The following is a 23,805-nucleotide window of genomic DNA, read 5'->3' as shown; positions in this document are numbered from 1 at the left end:
CGGTTTGCAGGCGGCGTCAGGCTGATGTCGATTTGAACTTGCTCATCAGATAAGGCCCCGACAGAACCGGTGCATGTTTTGCTGTCTCGCCCTCGTTCAGGCAGGCGTCCAGCACGGCAATCTCAGCGTCCCAGTTGGGCTGATGGAAAAAGGCGAGCGATTGCCGCCGCGCCATGCCGCCATCCTCCGGTGATGGATTGACGACGCGGTGCAGCGTCGAAACCCAGCGGTCATTGGTCCAGCGCGCCATCAGGTCGCCGATATTGATGACGAAGGCACCGGGAACCGGCGGTACAGGCTTCCACTGGCCGTCCGGCGTCATCAGTTCCAGTCCCTTCGATCCCGCCTGCGGAAGGAGGATCGTCAGGCTGCCATAATCCGTATGCGCACCGGCGCGCAGCTGGCCGGGTTTCGGCGGCACGTGTTGCTCCGGATAATTCAGCGCGCGCAAAGCACTGATCGGCGTATCGATGAAACGCTCGAAGTAGTTTTCTGGCAGATCAAGCGCTACGGCAAAGAGGCGCATGACACGGGCGGCCAGGTCCTCGAGCGAGGCATAATAGGCTTTCCAGGCTTCGACGAAGCCATCAGGCTTTTCCGGCCAGATCGTCGCCGCATAACAAAAGGCCAGCGCTTCCGGATCGGTCATGGATACCGGCTGTGTCAAAGGTCCGCCGTTGAAGCTTTCCTTCAGGTCCGGCGGGCTGTCGATGTCGCGGGATTTTGCCAAAGCCTCCAGCTCGGGGCCGAGATAGCCATAGGGATAGCCCTTGTAAGGCGCCCGGGCATTTTGCTTTTCTTCCGGCGGCAGGTCGAAAAAGGCGTGCGCCTTGCCCCAGACGGCATCGATGATGGCCTGCGGTACACCATGATTGCGGATCGCCAGAAATCCGGTCGTCCGGCAAATGGCATCGACCTGTTTGCCCAATTCCCGCTTCCTCTCGGCATCCGCTTTTTCAAAGGCACCGAGATCGAAGACGGGAAATTGTGACAGGGGCATATCAACGACTCCAATGCGTTATGAGGATATAGACCCCATCATGCAGGTGGAGCGCCGCGATGCAAGCCGCGGCTTCCCAACATTTAGTGCGCTTCATCCCAATTATGCGCAGCCCGCGCATCGACCTTGAGCGGCACCTTCATGTCGAGCGCCGGCATTGCCGCATTCTCCATGACCGAGACGATCAGCGGGATCGAACGTTCGACATCGGCATCTTCGACCTCGAAGATCAATTCGTCATGCACCTGCAGAAGCATGCGCGCGCGGGCCGAAAGTCCTGCCTGTTCGAGTGCAGGCTCCATCTTCACCATCGCGCGACGGATGATGTCGGCGGCCGAGCCCTGGATTGGCGCATTGATCGCGGCGCGTTCGTTGAAGGCGCGGTGCGAGGGGTTGGACGAACGAATGTCCGGATAGTGCGCCCGGCGGCCGAAGATGGTTTCGACATAACCATTTTCCCGCGCAAACGCCTTGGTGCTTTCCATATAGTCGCGGATACCGGGGAAGCGTTCGAAGTACTTCTTGATGTAGTCGCCCGCTTCCGAGCGCTCGATCGACAGCTGGTTGGCAAGGCCGAAGGCGGAGATGCCATAGATGATGCCGAAATTGATTGCCTTGGCACGGCGGCGGATTTCGCTCGGCATGCCTTCGACCGGCACGCCAAACATTTCCGAGGCCGTCATCGCGTGGATATCGATACCATCGGAAAAGGCCTGTTTCAGCTGTGGAATCTCGGCGACATGGGCAAGAACGCGCAGTTCGATCTGGCTATAGTCAGCCGAAACCAGCTTGTGGCCCGGCGTCGAGATAAAGGCCGTGCGAATCTTGCGGCCTTCGGCGGTGCGCACCGGAATGTTCTGCAGGTTCGGGTCGGAGGACGAAAGGCGACCTGTGGTCGTTGCGGCCAGCGCATAGGACGTGTGGACGCGCTTCGTCTCCGGATGCACGAAACCAGGAAGTGCGTCGGTGTACGTGGATTTCAGCTTGGTCAGCTGCCGCCAGTCGACAATCTTGCGCGGGAGCTCATGGCCGTCGGCGGCGAGGTCTTCAAGCACCGAGGCCGAGGTCGACCATTGCCCAGTCTTGGTCTTGGCGCCGCCCGGCAGGCCAAGCCGGCCAAACAGGATATCGCCAAGCTGTTTGGGCGAGCCGATATTGAAGCTTTCGCCGACAAGCCCGTAGATTTCGTGTTCGAGGCCAGCCGCACCCTGTGCCAATTCACCCGACAGCCGCGACAGGATCTGCCGGTCGATGGTGATGCCGCGCTCTTCCATGCGAGCCAGCACCGGCACCAGCGGTCGCTCCAGACGCTCATAGACCGTGTTGAGGTTCTTGGCGGCCAGACGGGGCTTCAGCACCTGCCAGAGCCTGAGTGTGACATCGGCATCTTCGGCCGCATAGGCGGTTGCCTTGTCGATATCGACATAATCGAAGCTGACGGAGGATTTGCCTGTGCCGGCAACATCCTTGTAGGGAATAGGTTGATGGCCGAGCCATTTTTCCGACAGTGAATCCATGCCGTGCGTACCGGCGCCGGCGTCGACAACGTAGGACATCAGCATCGTATCGTCGAAGCTGACAATGCTGATGCCGTGGCGTTTCATCACCAGATAATCGTATTTGAGGTTCTGCGCGATCTTCAGAACTGATGGGTCCTCCAACAGGTCCTTCAATCGCTCGAGCGCGGCTGCGGCCGGAATCTGGCCCTCTGCGAGCTTCACGCCGTCACTGAAAAGATCGTTGCCGCCGGTCTTGTGGAGGAGCGGCACATAAGCAGCGCGAATATCGGTGCCGGACGGGTCCTTGCTGTTATCGGCAATGGCCAGCGAAAAGCCGACGAGTTCAGCCTGCATCGCGTCGAGCGAGGTGGTTTCCGTGTCGAAGGCAACGAGGCCGGTTTCACGCGCCGCAGCAATCCAGGCATCGAGCGTTGCGATATCGCGGATCGTCACATAGGCGCTGCGGTCGATCTTTGCCGTTGCAAAGAGTTCGGCCCGCCCCTGTGCCAGGTTTTGCGGTGTCGCATCTGCCGGGCCTCCATCGGGAGTAGCGGCCAGAGAGGTTGCCGCTTGCGCTGCGCTTCCAAGGGATGCTGATTTCGCAGAAGAAAGCGCTGATGGGGAGGCCGCTTCGCCCTTGTCGAGATCGGGCCCACGCGCCTGTGCGCCCCATTCGACCGGAACGGACGCTGGCTCGACGGCATCGGCATCCGTCTCGGTCGCAGCGGCGACGCGGCGGGTGAGCGTGGTGAATTCCATCGTCTTCAGGAAGGCAACGAGCTTTGGCCCATCCTGCGCATGCAGCTCGAAATCATCCAGCGGTACGTCGATCGGCGTATCGGTCTTCAGCATGACAAGCTGGCGCGAAAGCTTGGCCAGTTCGGTATTGGCGATGATGTTTTCGCGGCGTTTCTGCTGCTTGATCTCACCGGCGCGGGCAAGCAGCGTGTCGAGATCGCCGAACTCTTCCAGAAGCTGGGCCGCTGTCTTCGGACCGATACCGGGAATGCCGGGCACGTTATCGGTGCTGTCGCCGGTCATCGCCTGCAGGTCGATCATCTTTTCCGGCGGCACGCCCCATTTCTCGATCACTTCCGGGATCGAGATCTGTTTGTCCTTCATGCTGTCGTACATCGACACATTGGCGGTGATGAGCTGCATCAGGTCTTTGTCGGAGGAGATGATCGTCACATCGGCGCCTTCCGCCTCCGCCATCCGCGCATAGGTGGCGATCAGGTCGTCGGCCTCATACCCTTCCTTTTCGATGCAGGGCAGGTTGAAGGCGCGTGTCGCATGGCGGATCAGCCCGAATTGCGGGATCAGGTCTTCCGGCGGTGCGGTGCGGTTTGCCTTGTACTGGTCGTAGAGTTCGTTGCGGAAGGTCTTCGAGGAATAGTCGAAGATAACGGCGAAATGGGTCGGCGTCACACCGACGGACGTGTCGCGCGCGTCGGTCAAAAGCTTCCACAGCATGTTGCAGAAACCAGAGACGGCATTGACCGGCAGGCCATCCGATTTGCGGTTGAGCGGCGGGATGGCGTGGAACGCCCGGAAAATGAACCCGGAGCCGTCGACGAGGAAGAGATGATCACCTTTTTTCATGGCGACAAGGGATAGCGCGGGCCGCGATGGCCGTCCATATCATTCCGGAGCGGCGCGGAATTTTACGCGATTGCCGGGGCACCTTGAAGCGCCTGCCGGCTATCGTCGGGTATTGCAGTTTAAAATGCGCGGCAGGGTTTTACGCCCTGCCGCGCATTTTTCGTTAGGTGCGCTGCGAGTCCAGCTGCTCCTGATTGGTCACGACCTGCTGGGCGCGGGCGTAGCTCTCGATCAGAAGCTGATAGGCCGGGAAGATCTTGGTGTAGATTTCCGCCCAATCCTGCGCATCAGCGCGGTGCCAGGTCTTCTGCAGCTCGGACGCGACCGCAGCCATGTCCATCGGAACGACACCGGCCTGGACGACACGTGCAAGCGTGATTTCCTCGGCCATCTTCGAATAGGTGCCGGAGGCATCGATGACTGCAAAGACCTTGTAGCCGTCATGAACGGCCGCGATCGCCGGGAAGGCCATGCAGACGCTGGTAATGGTGCCTGCGATGATCAGCGTCTTGCGGCCAGTTGCCTTCACCGCCGCGACGAAATCGGCATTGTCCCAGGCGTTGATCTCGCCTTTGCGGGCGATATAGGTGGCGTGCGGGGCGTTTGCATGGATTTCGGGGATCAGCGGACCGTTCGGACCCTGCGGCACGGAGGCGGTGGTGATCACCGGCATTTTGCTCAGCGTGGCCATCTTGGCGAGTGCGGCAGCGTGGTTGCGCAGGACCGGCATCGGCATGTCGCCGATGGTCTGGAAAAGGCCGCTCTGGTGGTCGATCAACAGCATTACTGCGTCGTCGGCATCGATGACTGGTTTCTGGCCGTTGAAGTTTGCGGCGGTATTTTGCGTTGTCATTGAAATGTCCTTTCAGGGATGTGGGGCGGTTTCAGGCCCCATGTTCGGTCGGCTTTTAGGAAAACTGCATGCTGGCGGTTACGCCGGTTTTGATGAGCAGGGTCGTGAAGGCGGGTACGGTGGCCGAGCGTTTCCAATTGCGCTGGGCTTTGCCTTCGCCGCCCGGGGGCAGTTCCCCCAAGGCGGAAAAAGAAACCCTGTCCTGGTTCTGGAGATCGGCGTTAGGCTGCACTGATCGCGCCGAAGCGACCGCTTCGGAAATCGGCCATTGCCTGCCTGATTTCGTCGTTAGTGTTCATGACGAATGGCCCTTGCATCACGACCGGCTCGTCGATCGGCGTGCCGCCCAGGATCAGGACGGATGCATCGCTTGAAGCCTCCAGCGTGATGTCGCCGCCCGATCTGTCGAGGAGCGCGAACTGAGCTTCCCCGGCTGTAGCGCCGTTGATGGCGACCGTGCCCTTCAGGACGACCACTGCGGCAGTATATCCCTCTGGCATGGACACCGAAACGCTTCGACCCTCGTGCAGCCGCACATCCCAGAGATCGATCGGGGTGAAGGTTTGTGCCGGTCCGCGGTGGCCATCATAGGCGCCGGCGATCACCCGGAGAGAGCCGGCGCCGTCAGGCAGTTCCACGGAGGGAATGTCGCGGTCGAGCAGGCTCTGATATCCAGGCGTGGCATTCTTGTCCTTGGCCGGCAGGTTTACCCAGAGCTGAACCATCTCCAATTTCCCGCCCTTACGGGTAAAGGCCTCCGAATGAAACTCTTCGTGCAGGATACCGGCGGCGGCCGTCATCCACTGGACGTCGCCTGGTCCGATGATGCCACCGCTGCCGGTCGAATCCCGGTGTTCGACTTCACCGCGATAGACGATGGTCACGGTCTCAAATCCGCGGTGAGGATGGATACCGACGCCACGCGGCGTGTTCGTCGGCGCGAATTCCGCCGGACCGGCATAATCCAGCAGCAGGAAGGGGCTGACATGGTCGCCGTGCGTGGCATGTGAAAACAGCGAGCGTACCGGAAACCCGTCTCCGACCCAGTGCGGCGTGGGGTTGCTGTAAACTCCGAGAACCTTTCTCATGTGCTTCTCCTTTTCGCTTTGCCATTGAGGCTGTGTGTAAGGAGAAAATACTGCCGTGGCGGTGATAGCAGTAGACTGGCAAATCGGGTTACTCTGTCCTGAAAATAGGACAATCAAAGTCATGCAAGACCTCAATGACCTCCGGTTTTTTGTCGATGTGATCGAGCAGGGCGGCTTTGCTGCAGCCGCTCGAAAGCTCGGCGTGCCAAGATCGAAACTCAGCCGGCGCATAATCCAGTTGGAAGAGCGTCTCGGCGTTCGTCTGATTCAACGTTCCACGCGACAATTTGCGGTGACCGAGATTGGCCGCGAATACTACCGCCATTGTCTCGCCATGACGGTGGAGGCTGACGCGGCGCAAGAGGTTATCGACCGCACGCGCTCGGGGCCTCAGGGTATTGTGCGCATCAGTTGTCCTTCGTCGGTGATCTATTTTCAGCTCGGCGAGATGATTGCCCGTTTTATGGCCAAATATCCCAAAGTGGAAGTCCTGCTGGAAAGCACCAACCGGCGTGTCGACGTTATCCGTGAAGGTTTCGATCTCGCTGTCCGTGTGCGTTTTCCACCGCTGGATGACAGCGATCTGGTGATCCGCAAATTGGCCGACAGCACCCAGCGTCTGGTTGCCAGCCCGGTTCTTTTGCAAGGTTTATCCCGGTCTCCCGTTCCAGCCGATCTTGCCGTGTTGCCGAGCCTCGCCTGGGAACCGGCAAGATCCGAGCACGATTGGTGTCTTGATGGTCCAAACGGTGCCTCAGCCGTCGTTCGGCATAATCCCCGTCTTGTCACGGAGGATATGATGGCCCTGCGTTTTGCGGCGCTTCGCGGCGTTGGCGTCTGTCAGTTCCCGACATTCATGATCAGGGACGACGTGCAGGCCGGAAGGCTGGTGGATATCCTTCCCGATTGGGCTCCAAGGTCGGGCATCATCCACGCCGCCTTTCCATCGAGACGAGGGCTGCTGCCTTCCGTGCGGACGCTTCTGGATTTCCTTGCGGAGGAATATTCCAGTGTTGATCGATCGGAGGGTCCCAACGAACAGCTGCTTTCCGTCGACAATGAATGATGGCGGCTGCCCATCATCGAAAAGTTGGCCTCGGCAACCTGAGGGCGGTTTTTTAAGCAATCGCGTAAAATTCCTCACCACTGTGGAATGAGATATGGACGGCCACCACGGCCCGCGCTATCCCTTGTCTTCATGGAAAAAGGTGGCTCACCTTAACCGGAGGCTTCAGGGTGTAAGCGGCGGGCATCTCTGCGCAAGAGTTGAAACCGTGGCGGCGCCGGTCAATTTTTAATAGCTTGGCTTTTCAACTTCTACTTTTACTGCATGTCCCCCATCCAATCCCGCTCATAGGCACTGGATCTGTTCATGTCGTTCCTCACCGATCCCATCATCGCCCTGTTCCTGTCGCTTGCACTTGGTTTTCTGATTGGCAAACTACGCGTTGGCCCGATCCAGCTTGGTGGGACCTGCGGAACACTGTTTGTCGCCTTGGCAATCGGCCAATTCGGGGTGCGGGTTGATCCTGATCTGAAGAACGCGGCATTCGCCCTTTTCATCTATGCGCTTGGCTTCTCGGCCGGCCCCCAGTTTTTCACCAATATCCGCGGCGGATGGCGCTACGGTATTTTTTCGTTCATCGAGGTTATCTGTGTCCTCGTGCTGCTGGCCATCGCGGTACTTCTCTTCCATTTCGACGTCGGTACCGCATCAGGGCTTTTTGCAGGAGCCGCGACAGAATCCGCTGTTGTTGGCACAGCATCGGAAGCGATTGCCCGTCTTGCGATTTCTACGCCAGAGATCGAACAGCTGCAGGCCAATATCGCAACGGCCTACAGCCTCACCTATCTCTTCGGTCTCATCGCGATCGTGGTTTTCACGACGCAGATTGCCCCGTTGCTGTTGAAGATCGATCTGCGGAAAGAAGCGCAGGAACTCGCGCGCAAACTGGGATCGACCGACGATGATGAGGAGCAGGCAGAAGGCCTCCCGGCCTTTGTTGGCCGCGCCTATCGCGTTGGCGGTGCGGCCGGTCAGACAGTCGGAAATTTTGAAAAAAGCCGGGGATGGGCAATTGCCATCGAGCGTCTGCAGCGCGGCAGCGATATTCTTGAAACCACCCCGGACTTTCTGCTGGAGCCTGACGATATCGTGTTCGTCCGGGGGCGCCGCAACGCGGTAATTGCCGTGCGGGACAGGCTCGGTGACGAAGTACCCGTTCCGCAAGGCACAAACTTTACGCTTGCAACCCGCGATGTGGTTTTGGTGCGAAAGGAAGTTTTCGGCCGTCAGATTCGGCAATTGAGGCAAATGGCCTCGGCTGAATTGGAGCGCGGCATCTTCATATCCCATGTTCGGCGCATGGGGCAAAACATCCCGGCACTTTCCGGCACAATTTTGCAACACGGGGATATCGTCACTCTTTACGGCCCGGAACTTGCCATCGAACGCGCTGCGCACGAACTCGGAAAACCCGTGCCTCCGGGCGAGCGTACCGATTTCATATTTCTCGGCCTTGGGCTCGCAATCGGGCTCGTTATCGGGCATTTCCATTTTAAGATTGGCGCCCTTGAACTGGGGCTCGGTGCGGGCGGCGGCGCCTTGATTTCCGGGCTTGTCTTCGGTTGGCTGAATATGCGCAACCCGATGCGGGGTGGTCTGCCACCGGCCGCGGCCGAGTTCGCCAAGGAGTTTGGCCTCGCCACATTCATAGCAGCGATAGGCCTCAGTGCCGGCCCTGATGCCATCGATCTGATTATGGAATACGGCCTGATCCTGCCGGTGCTCGGAGTCCTTGTTTCGTTCCTGCCGGCCCTCGTTTCGCTGTTTGTTGGAACCAAGCTGATGAAGATCGAAGCACCGATTCTTCTCGGCATAATCGCCGGGCAGCATTGCAGCACCCCAACCATCAGCGCCCTCGTTTCGCAGGCCGGAAACTCTACGCCCGTGATCGGCTATACGGTCACATATGCGATCTCCAACGTTCTGCTGCCGCTGATGGGGCCGGTCGTGGTTGGGTTGGTCATGGCGCTGACAGGTTAGTTGGCGTCTGACGGATTATCTGTCGCGGTTGGCTGCGATACAAGGTCCCAGGGCGGGAGAACGGGCCGCGCGGCAAGGTGGCTTTCTCTCCCGGAACGACCCGCTTTTTCGGGCATGAATATCGCTATTCTCGATACTGAGGCCCCTCACGACAATGTTACGAATTTGTAATGCAGCGGCCGGTGCTTGCTCCCTTGAAAAGCCACATTTGGAACCACAAATGATAACCAACGGCACCTGAACGCGCCGTCATCTGGTTAAAGGCCTGTCCCCCGCCGAAGCCAGATGTAAGGACAAAGGCCTATCCCCCCTCTCCGGGCCTTTGTCCAATTTATAACAAAAACCGCCGTGGCCCCGCCTCCGCCATGGCGGTTTTTGTTTGCGCTCCCGGCAAGCATCACATCCGTGTGAAATCCTATTGTCTGCCGGTCCATCGCCCGCAATGTAACTTGTGTTCCAGCTTGGGGAGAGGTACCCATAGACATGGCCTTCGACCGTATGGATTCAGCAACATACCTGTCCAGCCTTCTGGCGAAAAGTTTCTCCCGCGCCCTGCAGGAGAGAGGCCAGAAACTCGGCTTTGCCCCCGGCCAGTTTCCGGTTCTTCTGGAGCTGTGGAGCGAGGAGGGGCTGACCCAGAAGCAATTGCTCGACCGCCTCGACATCGAGCAGGCAACGATGGCCAACACTCTGGCCCGGATGGAGCGGGACGGTTTGGTGTTGCGGAAAAAGCACCCGACCGACAAGCGCGCGCAGCAGATTTTCCTGACAGCCAAGGCAAGGGAGATGGAGCGGGAGGCGAAAGAGGCAGCACTCGCCGCCGATCAATCGTTGTTGTCCGGTTTTCGCCATTTCGAACGGGAACTCATGCTCGAATACATGCGCATGGCGATCGCCAATGGCGCCCAGAGCTGATGCTGTTTGCTGTTCCAGTACGGCTATGATCCATCGATCAAAATATTTTGCTTAAATCCGTCGCCAACTTTGTCTAGGTTCCGCCGCGATAACAAGGATTCGATCATGACAGCCACGGCCAGCATTCTCACCCGCGCGGACGATAATCTCCCCAAGAGCCTTGAACGGCTTTTCGATCTGGTTCGTATCCAGTCGATCTCGACCGATCCGGCTTACAAGGCGGAGTGCCGCAAGGCGGCGGAGTGGCTGGTCGCCGAGTTGACGTCCCTGGGTTTCGACGCTTCGGTGCGCGACACGCCCGGTCATCCGATGGTGGTTGCCCATCACGCGGCCGGCAAGGCCGGTGCGCCGCACGTGCTGTTCTATGGCCACTACGATGTCCAGCCGGTCGACCCGCTCAATCTGTGGGACACGGCTCCGTTCGAACCGTCGATCAAGGAATTGGACGGTGGCCGCAAGGTCATTACGGGCCGTGGAACGGCTGACGACAAGGGCCAGCTCCTCACCTTCGTCGAGGCCTGCCGCGCCTTCAAGGAGGTCAACGGCTCTCTCCCTTGCGAAGTCACGATCCTGTTCGAGGGCGAGGAAGAATCCGGTTCGCCGTCGCTGAAGCCATTCCTGGAAGCCAACGCCGCCGAGCTGAAGGCAGATTACGCGCTGGTCTGCGATACCAATATGTGGGATCGGGACACTCCGGCCATTTCGGCTGGTCTGCGCGGCCTCGTCGGCGAGGAAATCGTGATCACCGCCGCTGACCGCGATCTGCATTCCGGCTATTTCGGTGGTGCCGCTGCCAACCCCATCCATATCCTGTCGCAGATCCTCGCCGGTCTGCACGACGAGACTGGCCGCGTCACGCTGGACGGTTTCTACGAAGGTGTCGAGGAAACCCCGACACAGATCAAGGCCGCCTGGGACACGTTGGGCATGACGACGGAAAAATTCCTCGGCGAGATCGGCCTGTCGATTCCATCCGGCGAAAAGGGCCGTTCGGTCATGGAGCTGACCTGGGCAAGGCCGACGGCAGAAGTCAACGGCATCTGGGGCGGCTATACCGGCGAAGGCTTCAAGACCGTGATTGCGGCGCAGGCGTCCGCCAAAGTCTCCTTCCGCCTTGTCGGCGCCCAGAACCCCGACAAGATCCGTGCGGCGTTTCGCGCTTATGTCACGTCGAAAATTCCAGCCGATTGCTCGGTCGAATTTCACAAGCATGGCGGCTCGCCGGCAATCCAGCTGCCTTATGATTCCGCCCTGCTGAACACCGCAAAAACGGCGCTTTCCGACGAATGGCCGAAGCCGGCTGTTCTGATCGGCATGGGTGGATCGATCCCGATTGTCGGCGATTTCCAGAAGATGCTCGGCATGGAATCGCTTCTGGTGGGCTTTGGCCTGTCGGATGACCGGATTCATTCGCCAAACGAGAAGTATGAGCTGCAGTCCTTCCACAAGGGCATCCGCTCCTGGATCCGGATTCTCGACGCGCTTGCCGCTTGAGCATGACGTCTGTTAACGGTTAGCACCCTTGACCGGGCCGGTCGGGGGTGGTCTTTTCGTCCAGATGACATTTTGCCAGCTACAGATTTCAAGAATACTTGCCTCATGAAAACGGTACGCAAACTTGCCTGGCCGGTAATTGGGCTCGCCGCGATCGTGTTTTCGCTTTATGGCCTCTATCACGAGCTCCATGGCCTTTCGGCCGCCGATTTCATGGATAGCCTGAAGGCCGTATCGCTGAAGAGCTGGCTATTGGCCGCCGCCGCAACGCTTGCCGCCTATGCGGCGCTGGCAGCCTACGATCATCTGGCGCTTGAGCATCTCGGCCACAGGATTTCGCTCTGGTTCATCACCATCTGCTCTTTCACCGCCTATGCGCTGTCGCATACGGTGGGGGCGTCGGTCTTTTCCGGCGCCGTCGTGCGGTATCGCGCCTATGGATCGAAGGGGCTCACCGCCGGGGAGACCGGCATTCTCGTCGCGTTCTGCTCTTTCACATTCGCGCTCGGCACGCTGATGTTGGCCGCCATCGTGCTTTTGGTCGAGCCCGAAATCACCACCCGTTTCGCCGCGTTCCTGCCGATCGGCGCATCCATTTCAACTGGATTGATCATTCTTGCACTGATCGCGCTTTATGTCGTCGGTAGTCTTGTCGGGTTCCGGCCGCTGCATACCCGCTGGTTCCGGCTGGAATATCCGAAACCATCATTGGCGCTGCGTCAGCTGGTAATCGCCCCCGTCGAATTGATCGCCGCTGCCGCGATCATCTATTTCGCCCTGCCGGAGGCCGGAAATCCCGGCTACATGGTGATCCTCGGGGTGTTTCTCGCCTCGTTCTCGGCAGCGCTTCTGTCGCATGCGCCGGGTGGCCTTGGCGTTCTGGAGCTGGTGTTTATCGCAGCCCTGCCTGAAATGGATCCGGCTGGTGTGCTTGCCGGGCTTGCCATCTTCCGCCTGTTCTATCTGATCGTACCGTTCCTGATCGCACTCGCCGTCGTGGTCATTTTCGAGCGGGGCCAGTTCCTCGCGGGGCGCAAGGCCGAGGTGAGTGAAAAGAACGGCGGCTGAGCCGGCCCTTGTCCTATGACGGCGGGTGGCAGATTTTCGGCAGCGCGTTTTCCAAGGGGCCAGCGACTTTTTCAAGCTCGGCGCTTTCGATAAGCAGCGGCGAGAATGGCGGTTCCTGAATGGCGGCATTTGCGATGCGGGTAATGTAGCAGCCGGCGAAGATCTTTTCCTTGCCGCCTTTCTCCGTCGATTTGATCGCAACCGGCACTGGCGCATAGATGCTGCCGGCAGCCCCTTCCTGCGTCACGGAACCGGTCAGCACTTGAACGTCCACAGTCTTGGCATAGCCTTGTACGAACGACTCGTAGCTATCGGCTGGTTCGCTGAAATAGCTGTAGGCGCGGGCATATTCGTGGCGGTTGATGGCATTGTAGAGCGAGCGCACGAGAGCAGGGCCATCCGAGCGATCATCGACATAAGCTACCTGATCCTGAGCGCTGGCATACACGGCGGAGCTCGCCAGAACCGCTACCGTCGAAAGAGAAATGAGAATGGCTTTCATGCACACGCCTCCTGTTGTTCACAGTGAGTTTCAACGGGGATAAGGCGATTTGAAGGTGCAGGACGGTTTCAGCCAAACAAAACCGCGGAGCCTGAAAGCGGGCGCTGGAAAAGCACGGCCCAGAAAAACAAAAAGGCCGGGAAAACCCGACCTTTCACAACGCGCTTCGACACTCTGCCAGTACATCCGTGGTCAACCGCGGAAGCGCATTTCTCCGGCGCGGATTATCGCGCCAGATTTGGTATTAAGCAGCCTGCAGGTTGTCTGCAGACATCTTGCCGGACTTGCGGTCCTTGACGAGCTCGAAGCTGATCTTCTGGCCGTCATTGAGGCCACGCATGCCAGCGCGCTCGACAGCAGAGATGTGGACGAAAACGTCCTGGCTGCCGTCGTCCGGCTGAATGAAGCCGAAGCCCTTTGTGGAGTTAAACCATTTTACTGTGCCAGTGGCCATAACGATCCCTTTCTCTAGCAAATTATGTTGAACCATCCCGTAAACGTTACGGAAAAGCTTTTGTTCGAATCTGAAGGAAAGTTCGTCCGATTGCGCGCAAAGTCGCAAAAACCAAAGTCATCTAACAAATATCGACCAAAGCTCAGATAGGTTGCCGGGGTCAGATAGTCAAGTTTTATTATTCCTGTTTTGCATCGGCCATTGATTTCATTCAGTTTTATACGGCGCAGAGTCGAGATTTCATTGGGTTTATTTTTACATGAAGACACCGGTTGAGGTTGCATTTGTCCGGATGCGAAAAGGGTGACGATGTTTTTGCAGGTCTGGAGAATTGATTTTTCCTTGTCCCGCATCATGTTCATCGGAGGAGCTCATCCCATCGCTCCTTGATGGAGGACTGACGATGCCGAAATTGGTGATTGCCGCAGTGTGCGCGTCCCTGCTTGCCCTGTCCGGATGCGGCAATACAGTGCGGGGCATGAAGCAGGATGGTGTACAGACAAGCAATGCCTTGGATGACGCAACACACCGGATCGCGCGCGCCAACACCAACTGATGTTTCGCACGCGCTCTCTTCTGCTATTCAACCCCGGAAAAGCTCGTTCTGTCCGGCTATGGCTGTTCGCGCGTACCCGGCGTACTTTCGCGTTGATCCGCATCCTCAAGATCGGATTTCACGATAAATGTGTCGGCGTGTTCACGGGCTGCTTCGCGCATGACGCCGGGGCTTGCAGGATCACCAGTTCTGTTGCTGGTATCGAGGTCATCGATTTCGCGCTCGGCCTGCGCCCAGTGATCGTCCTGTTTTCCTTCCGGAGAACCTTCATCGAGCCATAGTTGATAGGCTCGCTGCCGGATTCTGCTTTCTCTGTCGATGTCCATGACTGCCTCCGGTGCGTTGCAAAAGGGGTTCAGCTCGGTTGATGGCGGAACGTGGGAACAAAAAGACCGGCAAGCCTCTTCAACGCCTGCGGCCGTCGCGGCGTTTCCGGCAATTCCCGTATATTTTTCAACATAGATCGCCGGCGCGCAGACAGATCAAACGCTTTTTCGGCTTCCGACAGAAGTTCGTCATTTTCTGAACTGAGATGATAGATTTGACCCACGGAACTCCCCTTGTCGTTTGACGCAAAACAGCTTTCGGACAGGAAAGTTCCATGACGCCATATGAAAAAGGCCTCAATGAAGAGGCCTTTCAGTCAGGTCGGCGCATTCGCCGGTTCGATCATTACCAATATCGGCGACGCACCGGCTCGGGCTCTTGCCGCGAGGCGGCACCCAGCAGAAAGCCAATCGCTCCGCCAACCAGCAACGCGACAGTCAGCGCGCTACCCGCGGCGGCCGGATGTTCACGTGCTGTCTGCGCAATGGCGCTGCCTTCCGCGCGCGCCACGTGTGCCGCCTTTTTCGCGATAGGTGTTGCGGCCTCCACGACGCCGGACGCACGTTCGCGAACGTCACTATAGGCCTGCGCGCTCTGAGCGCTGACGATTTTGGAAAGGCGGGCCACTTCGGCGCGCAATGATTCAAGGTCACTATTGGTTGGTTCGGCCATCATCGGTTCTCCTGTTGCCACCTGCCAAACGAATTGGCAGACGGAATGGTTCCCAAGAACGGAAAGCCTCTTGGGCGGCGCATCAATTCCGGCGCGCCGCCCACAGGGTGTCGCGGTTAAAGGCTCACGCGCCTTGCATGTTTGTCGGCGGTCTTTTTGTCGCCAGCTGCCTGGTCAAGGATATCTCGGGCATCCTCCACCGATATCCGGTGCTTCTTTGCGAAAGAGATCGGTTCGTATGGCTTGTCTGATGAAGTCGACATTGATGGTCTCCTTGGATCGTTGTTTTAGGCCCGCTTCACGTCACAAACGCGACCTTTCCGTCGGGAGACGGTTTAACTGCAGGGCAATAGGCTGGGTCGGGGAATTGAGGACACGCTTACCGCATGTCCCAAATCCGGTGCGCGGTTTTGAGTTGGCCGCGCTGAAGCGATGGAATTGCTTCAGGCACCGCAGTCGGTGCTGGATCATTACATGGCGATTGCTGCCGCATTCCGCAAGTGCACCTGCGCTTCCAGGATGTGGCGGTGCGTGATAGCGTGCAGTTAACGCCCCCTTAAATCGCCGCATTTACACTTCATCGCAGGGGGCGAAATCGTGCGTTGCGGCTTGTATGCTGTCTGCGCTCCCCAAGACAAGCTGGAGCAGACCCACCCCGACATGGCAGGAAACCGGACTTCAGAGCAGAGGATAGAACCTTCCTTCGAGGGTGGACGCGGTCGTGATGACGGCGAACTGCGCATGACTGCTGGTGAGCGTGTCAGTGGCGGCGGCAAAAAATCCACTGGGTCAAAGCCTGCGGCCAGGAAGGCCAAGGCACGGAAGGATCGCGGGCGTGGCGGGTCGCGTGGCGGCGGCGGTTTGACGGGCCTGATCCGGTCGCTGGTTTACTGGTGTGTCGTTATCGGTATCTGGGGCGCCATCGGCGTCGGCGGGCTGGTGCTCTATTACGGATCGCGCATGCCGAGCGCCACCACCTGGGCCATTCCGGACCGGCCGCCGAACGTCAAGATCCTCGCCGTCAACGGCGATATCATTGCCAATCGCGGTGCTACCGGTGGCGAGGCGCTGTCGCTCGAAAACATGTCGCCGTATATTCCGCAGGCGGTCATTGCCATCGAGGACCGGCGTTTCTACTCGCATTTCGGTGTCGATCCGCTCGGTCTGGCGCGCGCAATGCTGACCAATGTCACCACCGGACGCATGGTGCAGGGCGGCTCGACAATCACTCAGCAGCTGGCCAAGAACCTGTTCCTGTCGCCGGAGCGCACGCTGGAGCGCAAGGTACAGGAAGTGCTGCTCTCGGTCTGGCTGGAACAGAAATACACCAAGGACCAGATCCTTGCGATGTATCTCAACCGTGTGTTCTTCGGGTCGAACGCCTATGGCGTCGAAGCAGCCTCGCGGCGTTATTTCAACAAGTCCGCACGTGATGTGAACCTGGGCGAGGCCGCACTGCTTGCCGGGTTGCTGAAAGCGCCTTCGCGCCTGTCGCCGGCGCGTGATCCAAAAGCTGCGGAAGAGCGGGCTCAGGTCGTCCTCGGCGCCATGCGCGAGGAAGGCTTCATTACCGATAGCGAGATCAAGACTGCGATGTCGCAGACGCCGACCAAGGCGAAGAGCTTCTGGTCCGGTGCGCAATATTATGTTGCCGACATGGTCATGGACCAGCTGCCGGGCATGGTCGGCGAAATCAGCCAGGATCTGATCGTCGATACCACGCTCGATCTCAATCTGGAAAAGAAGGCCGAGGAAACGCTGGCTGAAAGCCTCGATGCATCGGGGCAGAAGCTGGATGTCTCGCAGGCAGCGCTGGTCTCGATCGATGGCACCGGTGCCATCCGCGCCCTCGTTGGTGGCCGTGATTATGCCGAAAGCCAGTTTGACCGCGCGGTCAAGGCGAGGCGCCAGCCGGGTTCGGCCTTCAAGCCCTTCGTCTATGCTGCCGCGATGGAAATCGGCCGCACGCCGATGTCGATCCGCAACGATGCGCCGGTCCGGATAGGCAACTGGACGCCGGAGAATTACGATCAGAAATATCGCGGCGAGGTTTCGCTCGCCAATGCTCTAGCCAATTCGCTCAACACCATCGCTGCCCAGCTGGTGATGGAAGTGGGGCCGCAGAATGTCATCAAGCTGGCGCGCCGGCTCGGCATCGAATCCGAAATGCAGTCCAATGCGTCGATCGCGCTCGGAACGTCGGAGGTCAGCCTTGTCGAATTGACGTCGGCTTATGCCCCGTTCATGAATGGCGGTTTCAAAGCGACGCCGCATGTGATCCGTCGGATTTCGACCGCCGACGGCACCGTGCTCTATGAAAATACCTATGACAATCCGCCAAGGGTCCTGGATCCGGCCGTTGTCAGCGAAATGAACCAGATGATGGTCGGCGTGATCGACCATGGCACCGGCAAGGCCGCCCGGCTGAAGGGCTGGCAGGCAGCCGGCAAATCAGGCACCACCCAGTCTTTCCGCGACGCTCTGTTCGTCGGCTTCACCAGCAACCTGACCACCGGCGTCTGGTTCGGCAATGATGACGGCAAGTCGATGAAGAAGGTCACTGGCGGCGGCCTTCCGGCCAAGGCCTGGCATGATTTCATGACGGCGGCCCACGAGGGCCTGTCGCCTTCACCGGTCTTTGGTACGACCGGGATCCAGCCGACATTCGACGACAATCAGGCCGCGCCCGAAAGCGTTGGCGATGTTATCTCCGGAACGTTCGGCAATGGAGCGGCGGATGAATTTCCGCAGGCACCCGTTGCCAACGGACAGACGGCTGGCACGCAGGATTTCGATCAGCCGGCGCAGGCGGCAAATTCCGGGCTTACGCCACCGGCCGATGTCGGCGAGACCACTGGTGCGACCCGACGCACGACGCTGTTCGACATCCTGACCGGCGGTTGAGCCGCAACCGCCGTTTGGTGCTCATGACGATGGGGACTATGTATGACCGAGGCAATTTGAACAGTCGCTATCCCCAGGCGATGATAACGTTTTCCGGCTCGCTGGGGTGATCGATCCAGACACGAATCCGAGTTTTCGCGGACGGTACGCGTGAAGCAGCGAATTGAGGGTTATTTGCATCAAATAAAATGATCTCGTTGTTGGGGGTGTTCAGAATGCCGTCGAAATCCGGATTTCTTGCCTCCGTGATCTCGGAGATTGGTCCGAACGTAACGTCCGTGTCCCCGTCGTTCCAATAGAGCGCGGGAATGAGAATGCAGTCTTTTGACGAAAGGACACCTCGCCTATCCATGTGCGTCGGAATATCGACATTTCGACGGCCTGCAACGTAAAAGCTCACATATTCCGGAGCGATCGACAGGTGTTGCACGGTCATGGTGTCAAAATCTCCTTTTCGATAAAAGTCCACCTTGTGATTGACTGCACGACCAGTAATGTGGGTAAATTCGACTCGGTCTGCCTACTGTTTTTGGGATCTGATGGTCGCCAATAAAATGACCGCGCTTGGTTCCCGATGTCCTTATACCACACCAGTGGCATCCGTAGGTACGGCCGATGCGGTCGATTTCCGCCTGTTCACTCCTGGTCAGCCGCCTGTTGGTTGCTGGCGCCACAATCCACTCCCTTGCAAAGGGTCCGATGCCGATCCGCGGCAGCCTCAACTGGAGTGCACGGAGCATCGCCTCCTGTGCTACGGATTCATTGGCTCGTATCAGCCCCTCGACCGTTTCGTAGGCTTGCGGGGGCGGCCGCCAGTTTGGCTCACGTCTTTGAACGGCGCGTAACGCTTCCTGCATCCGGCCGATACTGACCGCCAGCCGCGCTTCCTGCCCGGGCGTGACGGGATGCCATCTGTCGAGAATACGGACTTGTCCCGCGCCACGAGGCCCGCGGCGGCTGACGCGGATCGGGCGGCTTTCGGAGCCGTCTCCGACCCATTGCCCGCCGTCGGGATTGCCGGCCGGCACCCGCGGCTGCTCGGGGCGAAAACCGGCCTTCCATTCTAGGCATTAAGCCAGCGCTCGAAATTCGACGGCCATCGCCGCCTGCCGGTAGCTCAGTTGTCGCAGGCTCAGATCTGCCGGTTCTATCGAAATCATTGGCCACGCCATCCGCTTTCAATTCAGTCGGACAATTGTGCGTGGTGCAGAGACGGCGGGGATAAATTCAGGCTGGAAAAAAGGCGGTGAAACGCCTATCTTCCGGTCAACCCAATGAACCTGCGATGATTTTTCCGCAGCAGACGATCACGTCGATACCGCCATGTCTGCTGGACGTCCCCGCTGTTCTGGAGCGGGAACCGCAATCGCCTTGTAGAAAGGATTGCTGATTTCGGTAATGGCGCGCGATGCTTCGTCATAATAGACGTTGATTTCCTCGGCTTCGTGGCGTTCTCATGCCTTGCAGTCCGAAACACTGGTCCTTATATACGCCCCATCACCGCAGTTTTCGCTGCGAATATTCCACAGACCATCCCGTTAGGGGCTGTCGCATGAATGCCTGACCGGGTTCTGACAGTCCGCTGCAAGGAGAGAACGACATGGCTAAAGTAATCGGTATTGACTTGGGAACGACCAACTCCTGCGTCTCCGTCATGGACGGCAAGGACGCGAAGGTCATTGAGAATGCAGAAGGTGCGCGCACCACGCCGTCGATCATCGCGTTCAACGACGATGGCGAGCGTCTGGCAGGCCAGCCGGCCAAGCGCCAGGCCGTCACCAATCCTGAAAATACGCTGTTTGCCGTCAAGCGCCTGATTGGCCGCCGTTACGACGACAAGCTCGTTGAAAAGGACAAGGCCCTTGTGCCTTACAAGATCGTCAAGGGCGATAATGGCGACGCATGGGTTGAAGCGCAGGGCAAGGGTTATTCCCCCTCACAGATCTCCGCCATGATCCTTCAGAAGATGAAGGAAACCGCAGAATCCTATCTCGGTGAAAAGGTCACGCAGGCCGTCATCACCGTTCCGGCCTACTTCAACGACGCGCAGCGCCAGGCAACCAAGGATGCCGGCCGTATCGCCGGTCTTGAAGTGTTGCGTATCATCAACGAGCCGACTGCAGCAGCTCTGGCTTACGGCCTCGACAAGAAGGACGGCAAGACCATCGCCGTTTATGACTTGGGTGGTGGTACGTTCGATATCTCGGTTCTGGAAATCGGCGACGGCGTCTTCGAAGTGAAGTCCACCAACGGCGACACCTTCCTCGGCGGTGAAGACTTCGACATGCGTCTGGTCGAATACCTCGCAGCTGAGTTCAAGAAGGACCAGGGCATCGACCTGAAGAATGACAAGCTTGCTCTGCAGCGCCTCAAGGAAGCTGCCGAAAAGGCCAAGATCGAACTGTCCTCGTCGCAGCAGACCGAAATCAACCTGCCGTTCATCACGGCTGATGCGACCGGTCCCAAGCACCTGACCATGAAGCTGTCGCGCGCCAAGTTCGAAAGCCTGGTCGACGAGCTGGTTCAGCGCACCGTTGCACCATGCAAGGCAGCCCTCAAGGATGCCGGCGTGACGGCAGCCGAGATCGACGAAGTCGTTCTGGTCGGCGGCATGAGCCGCATGCCGAAGGTACAGGAAGTCGTCAAGCAGCTGTTCGGCAAGGAGCCGCACAAGGGCGTCAACCCGGATGAAGTCGTCGCCATGGGCGCCGCCATCCAGGCCGGCGTTCTGCAGGGCGACGTCAAGGACGTTCTGCTGCTCGACGTGACCCCGCTGTCGCTCGGCATCGAAACGCTCGGTGGCGTGTTCACCCGCCTGATCGAACGCAATACGACGATCCCGACGAAGAAGAGCCAAACCTTCTCGACGGCCGAAGACAGCCAGAATGCCGTCACCATCCGCGTTTCACAGGGCGAGCGCGAAATGGCTGCCGACAACAAGCTGCTTGGCCAGTTCGACCTGGTTGGCATTCCGCCGGCACCGCGTGGCGTTCCGCAGATCGAAGTCACCTTCGATATCGACGCCAACGGTATCGTGCAGGTTTCGGCCAAGGACAAGGGTACCGGCAAGGAACATCAGATCCGGATCCAGGCATCGGGCGGTCTGTCCGACGCGGATATCGAGAAGATGGTCAAGGACGCCGAGGCCAATGCCGAGAACGACAAGAAGCGCCGTGAAGGTGTAGAAGCGAAGAACCAGGCTGAAAGCCTGATCCATTCGTCGGAAAAGTCGCTGAAGGAATTTGGCGACAAGGTCACGGAAGCCGAGCGCACTGCGATCTCCGATGCGATCGCTTCGCTGAAGACGGCCGTCGAAGCCTCCGAGCCGGACGCTGAAGACATCAAGGCGAAGACCCAGACGCTCCTCGAAGCCTCGATGAAGCTGGGTCAGGCAATGTACGAATCGCAGCAGACCGAAGCGGCCAATGCTGATGCACAGGCTGATGCGGCCCGCGACGGCGATATCGTCGATGCCGACTATGAAGAAGTCAAGGACGAGGACGACCGCAAGAAGTCCGCCTAATTCTTCTTCGAATACCTCTCGAAAGCCCGGAGCCGCAAGCTCCGGGCTTTTCTGTTTTCGGCATCTATCGTGCCACAACGGGACCAGCGATCGGCATGATTAGGCGTTAAAGTCGCGAGGGGAGCCGGGCCCAACCTTGCGGCAAGGCAAAAGCCAAAGATAAAGCCGCCTGATTCTGTGCTTTTCCGACAAAAAGCGGCCGGGATCGTGTATTGCCTATGGTATCGCGCTTGAAGGTTTACTAAATCCTGTTGCAAGGAAATTTGGCGACCGCCGGGCAGCCGGTTTTGACGCGCCTATTCAACAGGACAATCTGCAAGTATGAAACGTGATCTTTACGAAACGCTCGGCGTTGCGAAAACAGCAGACGAGAAAGAGCTCAAGAGCGCTTTCCGCAAACTCGCAATGAAGTATCATCCGGACAAGAACCCTGGCGATGCGGAAGCTGAAAAGACGTTCAAGGAGATCAGCCTCGCCTATGAGATGCTCAAGGACCCGCAGAAGCGGGCAGCCTATGACCGTTATGGCCATGCGGCGTTCGAACAGGGCGGCATGGGTGGCGGTGGCGGCATGGGCGGTGGCGCCGGCGGTTTCTCCGATATCTTCGAAGACATCTTTGGCGAGATGATGGGCGGCGGCCGCCAGCGGCGTTCGTCCGGCGGCCGCGAGCGCGGTGCCGATCTTCGCTACAATATGGAAATCTCGCTGGAAGAGGCCTATGCCGGCAAGACGGCGCAGATTCGGGTTCCAACCTCGATCACCTGCGATGTCTGCACCGGCTCGGGCGCCAAGCCCGGCACCAAGCCGACAACCTGCGCCACCTGCCAGGGCTCCGGCCGCGTGCGTGCCGCTCAGGGCTTCTTCTCGATCGAGCGCACCTGCCCGACCTGTCAGGGCCGCGGTCAGACGATCGCTGATCCGTGTGGCAAGTGCCATGGCCAGGGCCGGATCACCGAAGAACGTTCGCTCTCGGTCAATATCCCGGCCGGCATCGAAGACGGCACCCGTATCCGTCTCTCTGGTGAAGGTGAAGCCGGTCTTCGCGGCGGGCCTTCAGGCGATCTCTATATCTTCCTCTCGGTCAAGCCGCATGAGTTCTACCAGCGCGATGGCGCCGATCTCTATTGCAGCGTGCCGATTTCGATGACGACAGCAGCCCTTGGCGGCAAGTTCGACGTGGCGACGCTCGACAATACCAAGTCGCGCGTCTCTGTGCCGGAAGGCACCCAGGCCGGCAAGCAGTTCCGCCTCAAGGGCAAGGGCATGCCGGTGCTGCGCTCCAGCCAGGTCGGCGATCTCTATATCCAGATCCAGATCGAAACGCCGCAGAAGCTGACCAAGCGTCAGCGCGAACTGCTGCGCGAATTCGAGGAACTGTCTTCCAAGGAAAACAATCCGGAATCAGCGGGCTTCTTCTCCCGCATGAAGGATTTCTTCGACATCGAGTAAGCACCGCGCTCGGCGACTGGCCGAACGGATAATCGGCCATATATGTTAGCCGGGGGCAGTCATGCCTCCGGCTTTTTCGTATGTGGCCTGCGGCGCAGGCGCGACATATCCCAACGCGAAAGGTGCATCATGACCTATGAGCTCTATTATTGGGATGGCATCCCCGGCCGGGGCGAGTTCGTCCGCCTGGCGCTGGAACAGGCCGGTGCTGATTATATCGACGTCGCCCGCAACGATGGCGGCATGGCCCGGATGATGGCGATGATGAAGACCAAGACGGCGGGTGTCACGCCGCTTGCTCCGCCCTTCCTGAAGGATGGAGATCTTGTCATCTCCCATGCCGCCAATATCCTGCTCTATCTCGGAAACCGGCTCGATCTCGGACCCGAGGACGAAGCCGGGCGGATAACGGCGCATGGCCTGCAGCTCGGCATCACCGATTTTGTCGCTGAAATCCACGACACCCACCATCCGATCGGCGTGTCGCTCTACTACGAGGACCAGAAGGACGAAGCGTTGCGGCGTTCCGAGAACTTTCGTGAAGAGCGCCTTCCGAAATTTCTTGGCTATTTCGAAAGGCAGCTCGCGAAGAACAGGCAAGGTGAGGTCCATGCCCTCGGCGGCACACTCACCTATCTCGACCTGTCGCTGTTCCACCTCATCGAAGGCCTGCGCTACGCTTTCCCAGCCGAGATGGAGGCGGTGGAACCGGATTACCCGCTTCTCGTGGCACTCAACGCGCAAGTCCGCGAACTACCGCGGATCAAGGCCTATCTGGCTTCAGAACGTCGGCTTGCCTTCAACGAGCGAGGTATCTTCCGCTATTATCCGGAGCTTGACCGGCAATAGGACC

General features: G+C 58.9%; 20 protein-coding genes. 10 read left to right on the top strand and 10 right to left on the bottom strand.

The features are described from left to right. Positions 1-16: 16 nt before the first annotated feature. The 4 genes from ASC96_RS10230 to ASC96_RS10210 form a co-directional block, all read right to left on the bottom strand. The gene (locus ASC96_RS10230; protein WP_060502938.1) at positions 17-1,000 is read right to left on the bottom strand and encodes a 2OG-Fe(II) oxygenase family protein; all 984 of its coding nucleotides are present in this window, start codon (positions 998-1,000) and stop codon (positions 17-19) included. A gap of 83 nt (positions 1,001-1,083) precedes the next feature. Beyond that, on the bottom strand, positions 1,084-4,101 hold the full coding sequence (gene polA, locus ASC96_RS10225) for a DNA polymerase I (RefSeq protein WP_060502937.1): 3,018 nt from the start codon (positions 4,099-4,101) through the stop codon (positions 1,084-1,086). A 163-nt stretch (positions 4,102-4,264) separates the two neighbouring features. Continuing rightward, the gene (locus tag ASC96_RS10220) at positions 4,265-4,954 is read right to left on the bottom strand and encodes an isochorismatase family protein (protein WP_060502936.1); all 690 of its coding nucleotides are present in this window, start codon (positions 4,952-4,954) and stop codon (positions 4,265-4,267) included. 221 nt (positions 4,955-5,175) lie between these two features. Further along, positions 5,176-6,042, bottom strand: a complete 867-nt coding sequence (locus ASC96_RS10210; RefSeq protein WP_060502934.1) for a pirin family protein — start codon at positions 6,040-6,042, stop codon at positions 5,176-5,178. 121 nt (positions 6,043-6,163) lie between these two features. Here ASC96_RS10210 and ASC96_RS10205 point away from each other — a divergent pair, with 121 nt between their 5' ends. The 5 genes from ASC96_RS10205 (at position 6,164) to ASC96_RS10185 (ending at position 12,565) form a co-directional block, all read left to right on the top strand. Then, on the top strand, positions 6,164-7,108 hold the full coding sequence (locus tag ASC96_RS10205) for a LysR family transcriptional regulator (protein ID WP_060502933.1): 945 nt from the start codon (positions 6,164-6,166) through the stop codon (positions 7,106-7,108). A 306-nt stretch (positions 7,109-7,414) separates the two neighbouring features. Beyond that, a complete protein-coding gene (gene aspT, locus ASC96_RS10200; protein ID WP_060502932.1) occupies positions 7,415-9,088 on the top strand; it encodes an aspartate-alanine antiporter in 1,674 nt (557 codons plus the stop codon). Between the two features lie 483 nt (positions 9,089-9,571). Continuing rightward, complete coding sequence (locus ASC96_RS10195; protein WP_060502931.1) at positions 9,572-10,003, top strand: MarR family transcriptional regulator; 432 nt, start codon at positions 9,572-9,574, stop codon at positions 10,001-10,003. A 105-nt stretch (positions 10,004-10,108) separates the two neighbouring features. Next, complete coding sequence (locus tag ASC96_RS10190) at positions 10,109-11,497, top strand: dipeptidase (RefSeq protein WP_060502982.1); 1,389 nt, start codon at positions 10,109-10,111, stop codon at positions 11,495-11,497. A 105-nt stretch (positions 11,498-11,602) separates the two neighbouring features. Beyond that, complete coding sequence (locus ASC96_RS10185; RefSeq protein ID WP_060502930.1) at positions 11,603-12,565, top strand: lysylphosphatidylglycerol synthase domain-containing protein; 963 nt, start codon at positions 11,603-11,605, stop codon at positions 12,563-12,565. Between the two features lie 13 nt (positions 12,566-12,578). On the opposite strand, the gene ASC96_RS10180 is transcribed toward ASC96_RS10185, so the two are convergent. The 3 genes from ASC96_RS10180 to ASC96_RS32555 form a co-directional block, all read right to left on the bottom strand. Next, positions 12,579-13,067, bottom strand: a complete 489-nt coding sequence (locus tag ASC96_RS10180; protein WP_060502929.1) for a hypothetical protein — start codon at positions 13,065-13,067, stop codon at positions 12,579-12,581. Between the two features lie 244 nt (positions 13,068-13,311). Further along, entirely contained in the window at positions 13,312-13,521 is a 210-nt protein-coding gene (locus ASC96_RS10175) for a cold-shock protein (RefSeq protein WP_037103743.1), read from the bottom strand. Positions 13,522-13,535: 14 nt separating this feature from the next. Continuing rightward, positions 13,536-13,883 carry a hypothetical protein gene (locus ASC96_RS32555; protein ID WP_156393814.1) on the bottom strand — a complete coding sequence of 116 codons (348 nt, stop codon included), beginning with the start codon at positions 13,881-13,883 and terminating at the stop codon, positions 13,536-13,538. A 41-nt stretch (positions 13,884-13,924) separates the two neighbouring features. Between ASC96_RS32555 and ASC96_RS10170 the strand changes: the two genes are divergently transcribed. Next, a complete protein-coding gene (locus ASC96_RS10170; RefSeq protein ID WP_060502928.1) occupies positions 13,925-14,077 on the top strand; it encodes a hypothetical protein in 153 nt (50 codons plus the stop codon). A 56-nt stretch (positions 14,078-14,133) separates the two neighbouring features. On the opposite strand, the gene ASC96_RS10165 is transcribed toward ASC96_RS10170, so the two are convergent. Further along, on the bottom strand, positions 14,134-14,403 hold the full coding sequence (locus ASC96_RS10165) for a DUF2934 domain-containing protein (RefSeq protein WP_082512006.1): 270 nt from the start codon (positions 14,401-14,403) through the stop codon (positions 14,134-14,136). A gap of 346 nt (positions 14,404-14,749) precedes the next feature. After that, positions 14,750-15,076, bottom strand: a complete 327-nt coding sequence (locus tag ASC96_RS10160; protein ID WP_244481975.1) for a hypothetical protein — start codon at positions 15,074-15,076, stop codon at positions 14,750-14,752. A gap of 660 nt (positions 15,077-15,736) precedes the next feature. Between ASC96_RS10160 and ASC96_RS10155 the strand changes: the two genes are divergently transcribed. Further along, the gene (locus tag ASC96_RS10155) at positions 15,737-17,980 is read left to right on the top strand and encodes a transglycosylase domain-containing protein (protein ID WP_060502925.1); all 2,244 of its coding nucleotides are present in this window, start codon (positions 15,737-15,739) and stop codon (positions 17,978-17,980) included. A 67-nt stretch (positions 17,981-18,047) separates the two neighbouring features. On the opposite strand, the gene ASC96_RS10150 is transcribed toward ASC96_RS10155, so the two are convergent. Further along, a complete protein-coding gene (locus ASC96_RS10150) occupies positions 18,048-18,416 on the bottom strand; it encodes a hypothetical protein (RefSeq protein WP_060502924.1) in 369 nt (122 codons plus the stop codon). 1,164 nt (positions 18,417-19,580) lie between these two features. On the opposite strand from ASC96_RS10150, the gene dnaK reads away from it, so the two are divergent. From dnaK to ASC96_RS10135, 3 genes are all read left to right on the top strand, one after another. Continuing rightward, positions 19,581-21,503 (top strand): molecular chaperone DnaK, encoded by a 1,923-nt coding sequence (gene dnaK, locus ASC96_RS10145; RefSeq protein ID WP_060502923.1) that lies wholly within the window; start codon positions 19,581-19,583, stop codon positions 21,501-21,503. Positions 21,504-21,824: 321 nt separating this feature from the next. Beyond that, positions 21,825-22,952 carry a molecular chaperone DnaJ gene (gene dnaJ, locus ASC96_RS10140; RefSeq protein WP_060502922.1) on the top strand — a complete coding sequence of 376 codons (1,128 nt, stop codon included), beginning with the start codon at positions 21,825-21,827 and terminating at the stop codon, positions 22,950-22,952. Between the two features lie 129 nt (positions 22,953-23,081). Further along, the gene (locus ASC96_RS10135) at positions 23,082-23,801 is read left to right on the top strand and encodes a glutathione S-transferase (protein WP_060502921.1); all 720 of its coding nucleotides are present in this window, start codon (positions 23,082-23,084) and stop codon (positions 23,799-23,801) included. Positions 23,802-23,805: the final 4 nt, after the last annotated feature.

This window comes from Rhizobium sp. Root1204 (assembly GCF_001424965.1).
Lineage (GTDB): Bacteria > Pseudomonadota > Alphaproteobacteria > Rhizobiales > Rhizobiaceae > Pararhizobium.
Note: the sequence above shows the minus strand (reverse complement) of the source record. Positions and strands in the feature narration are given on the sequence as shown.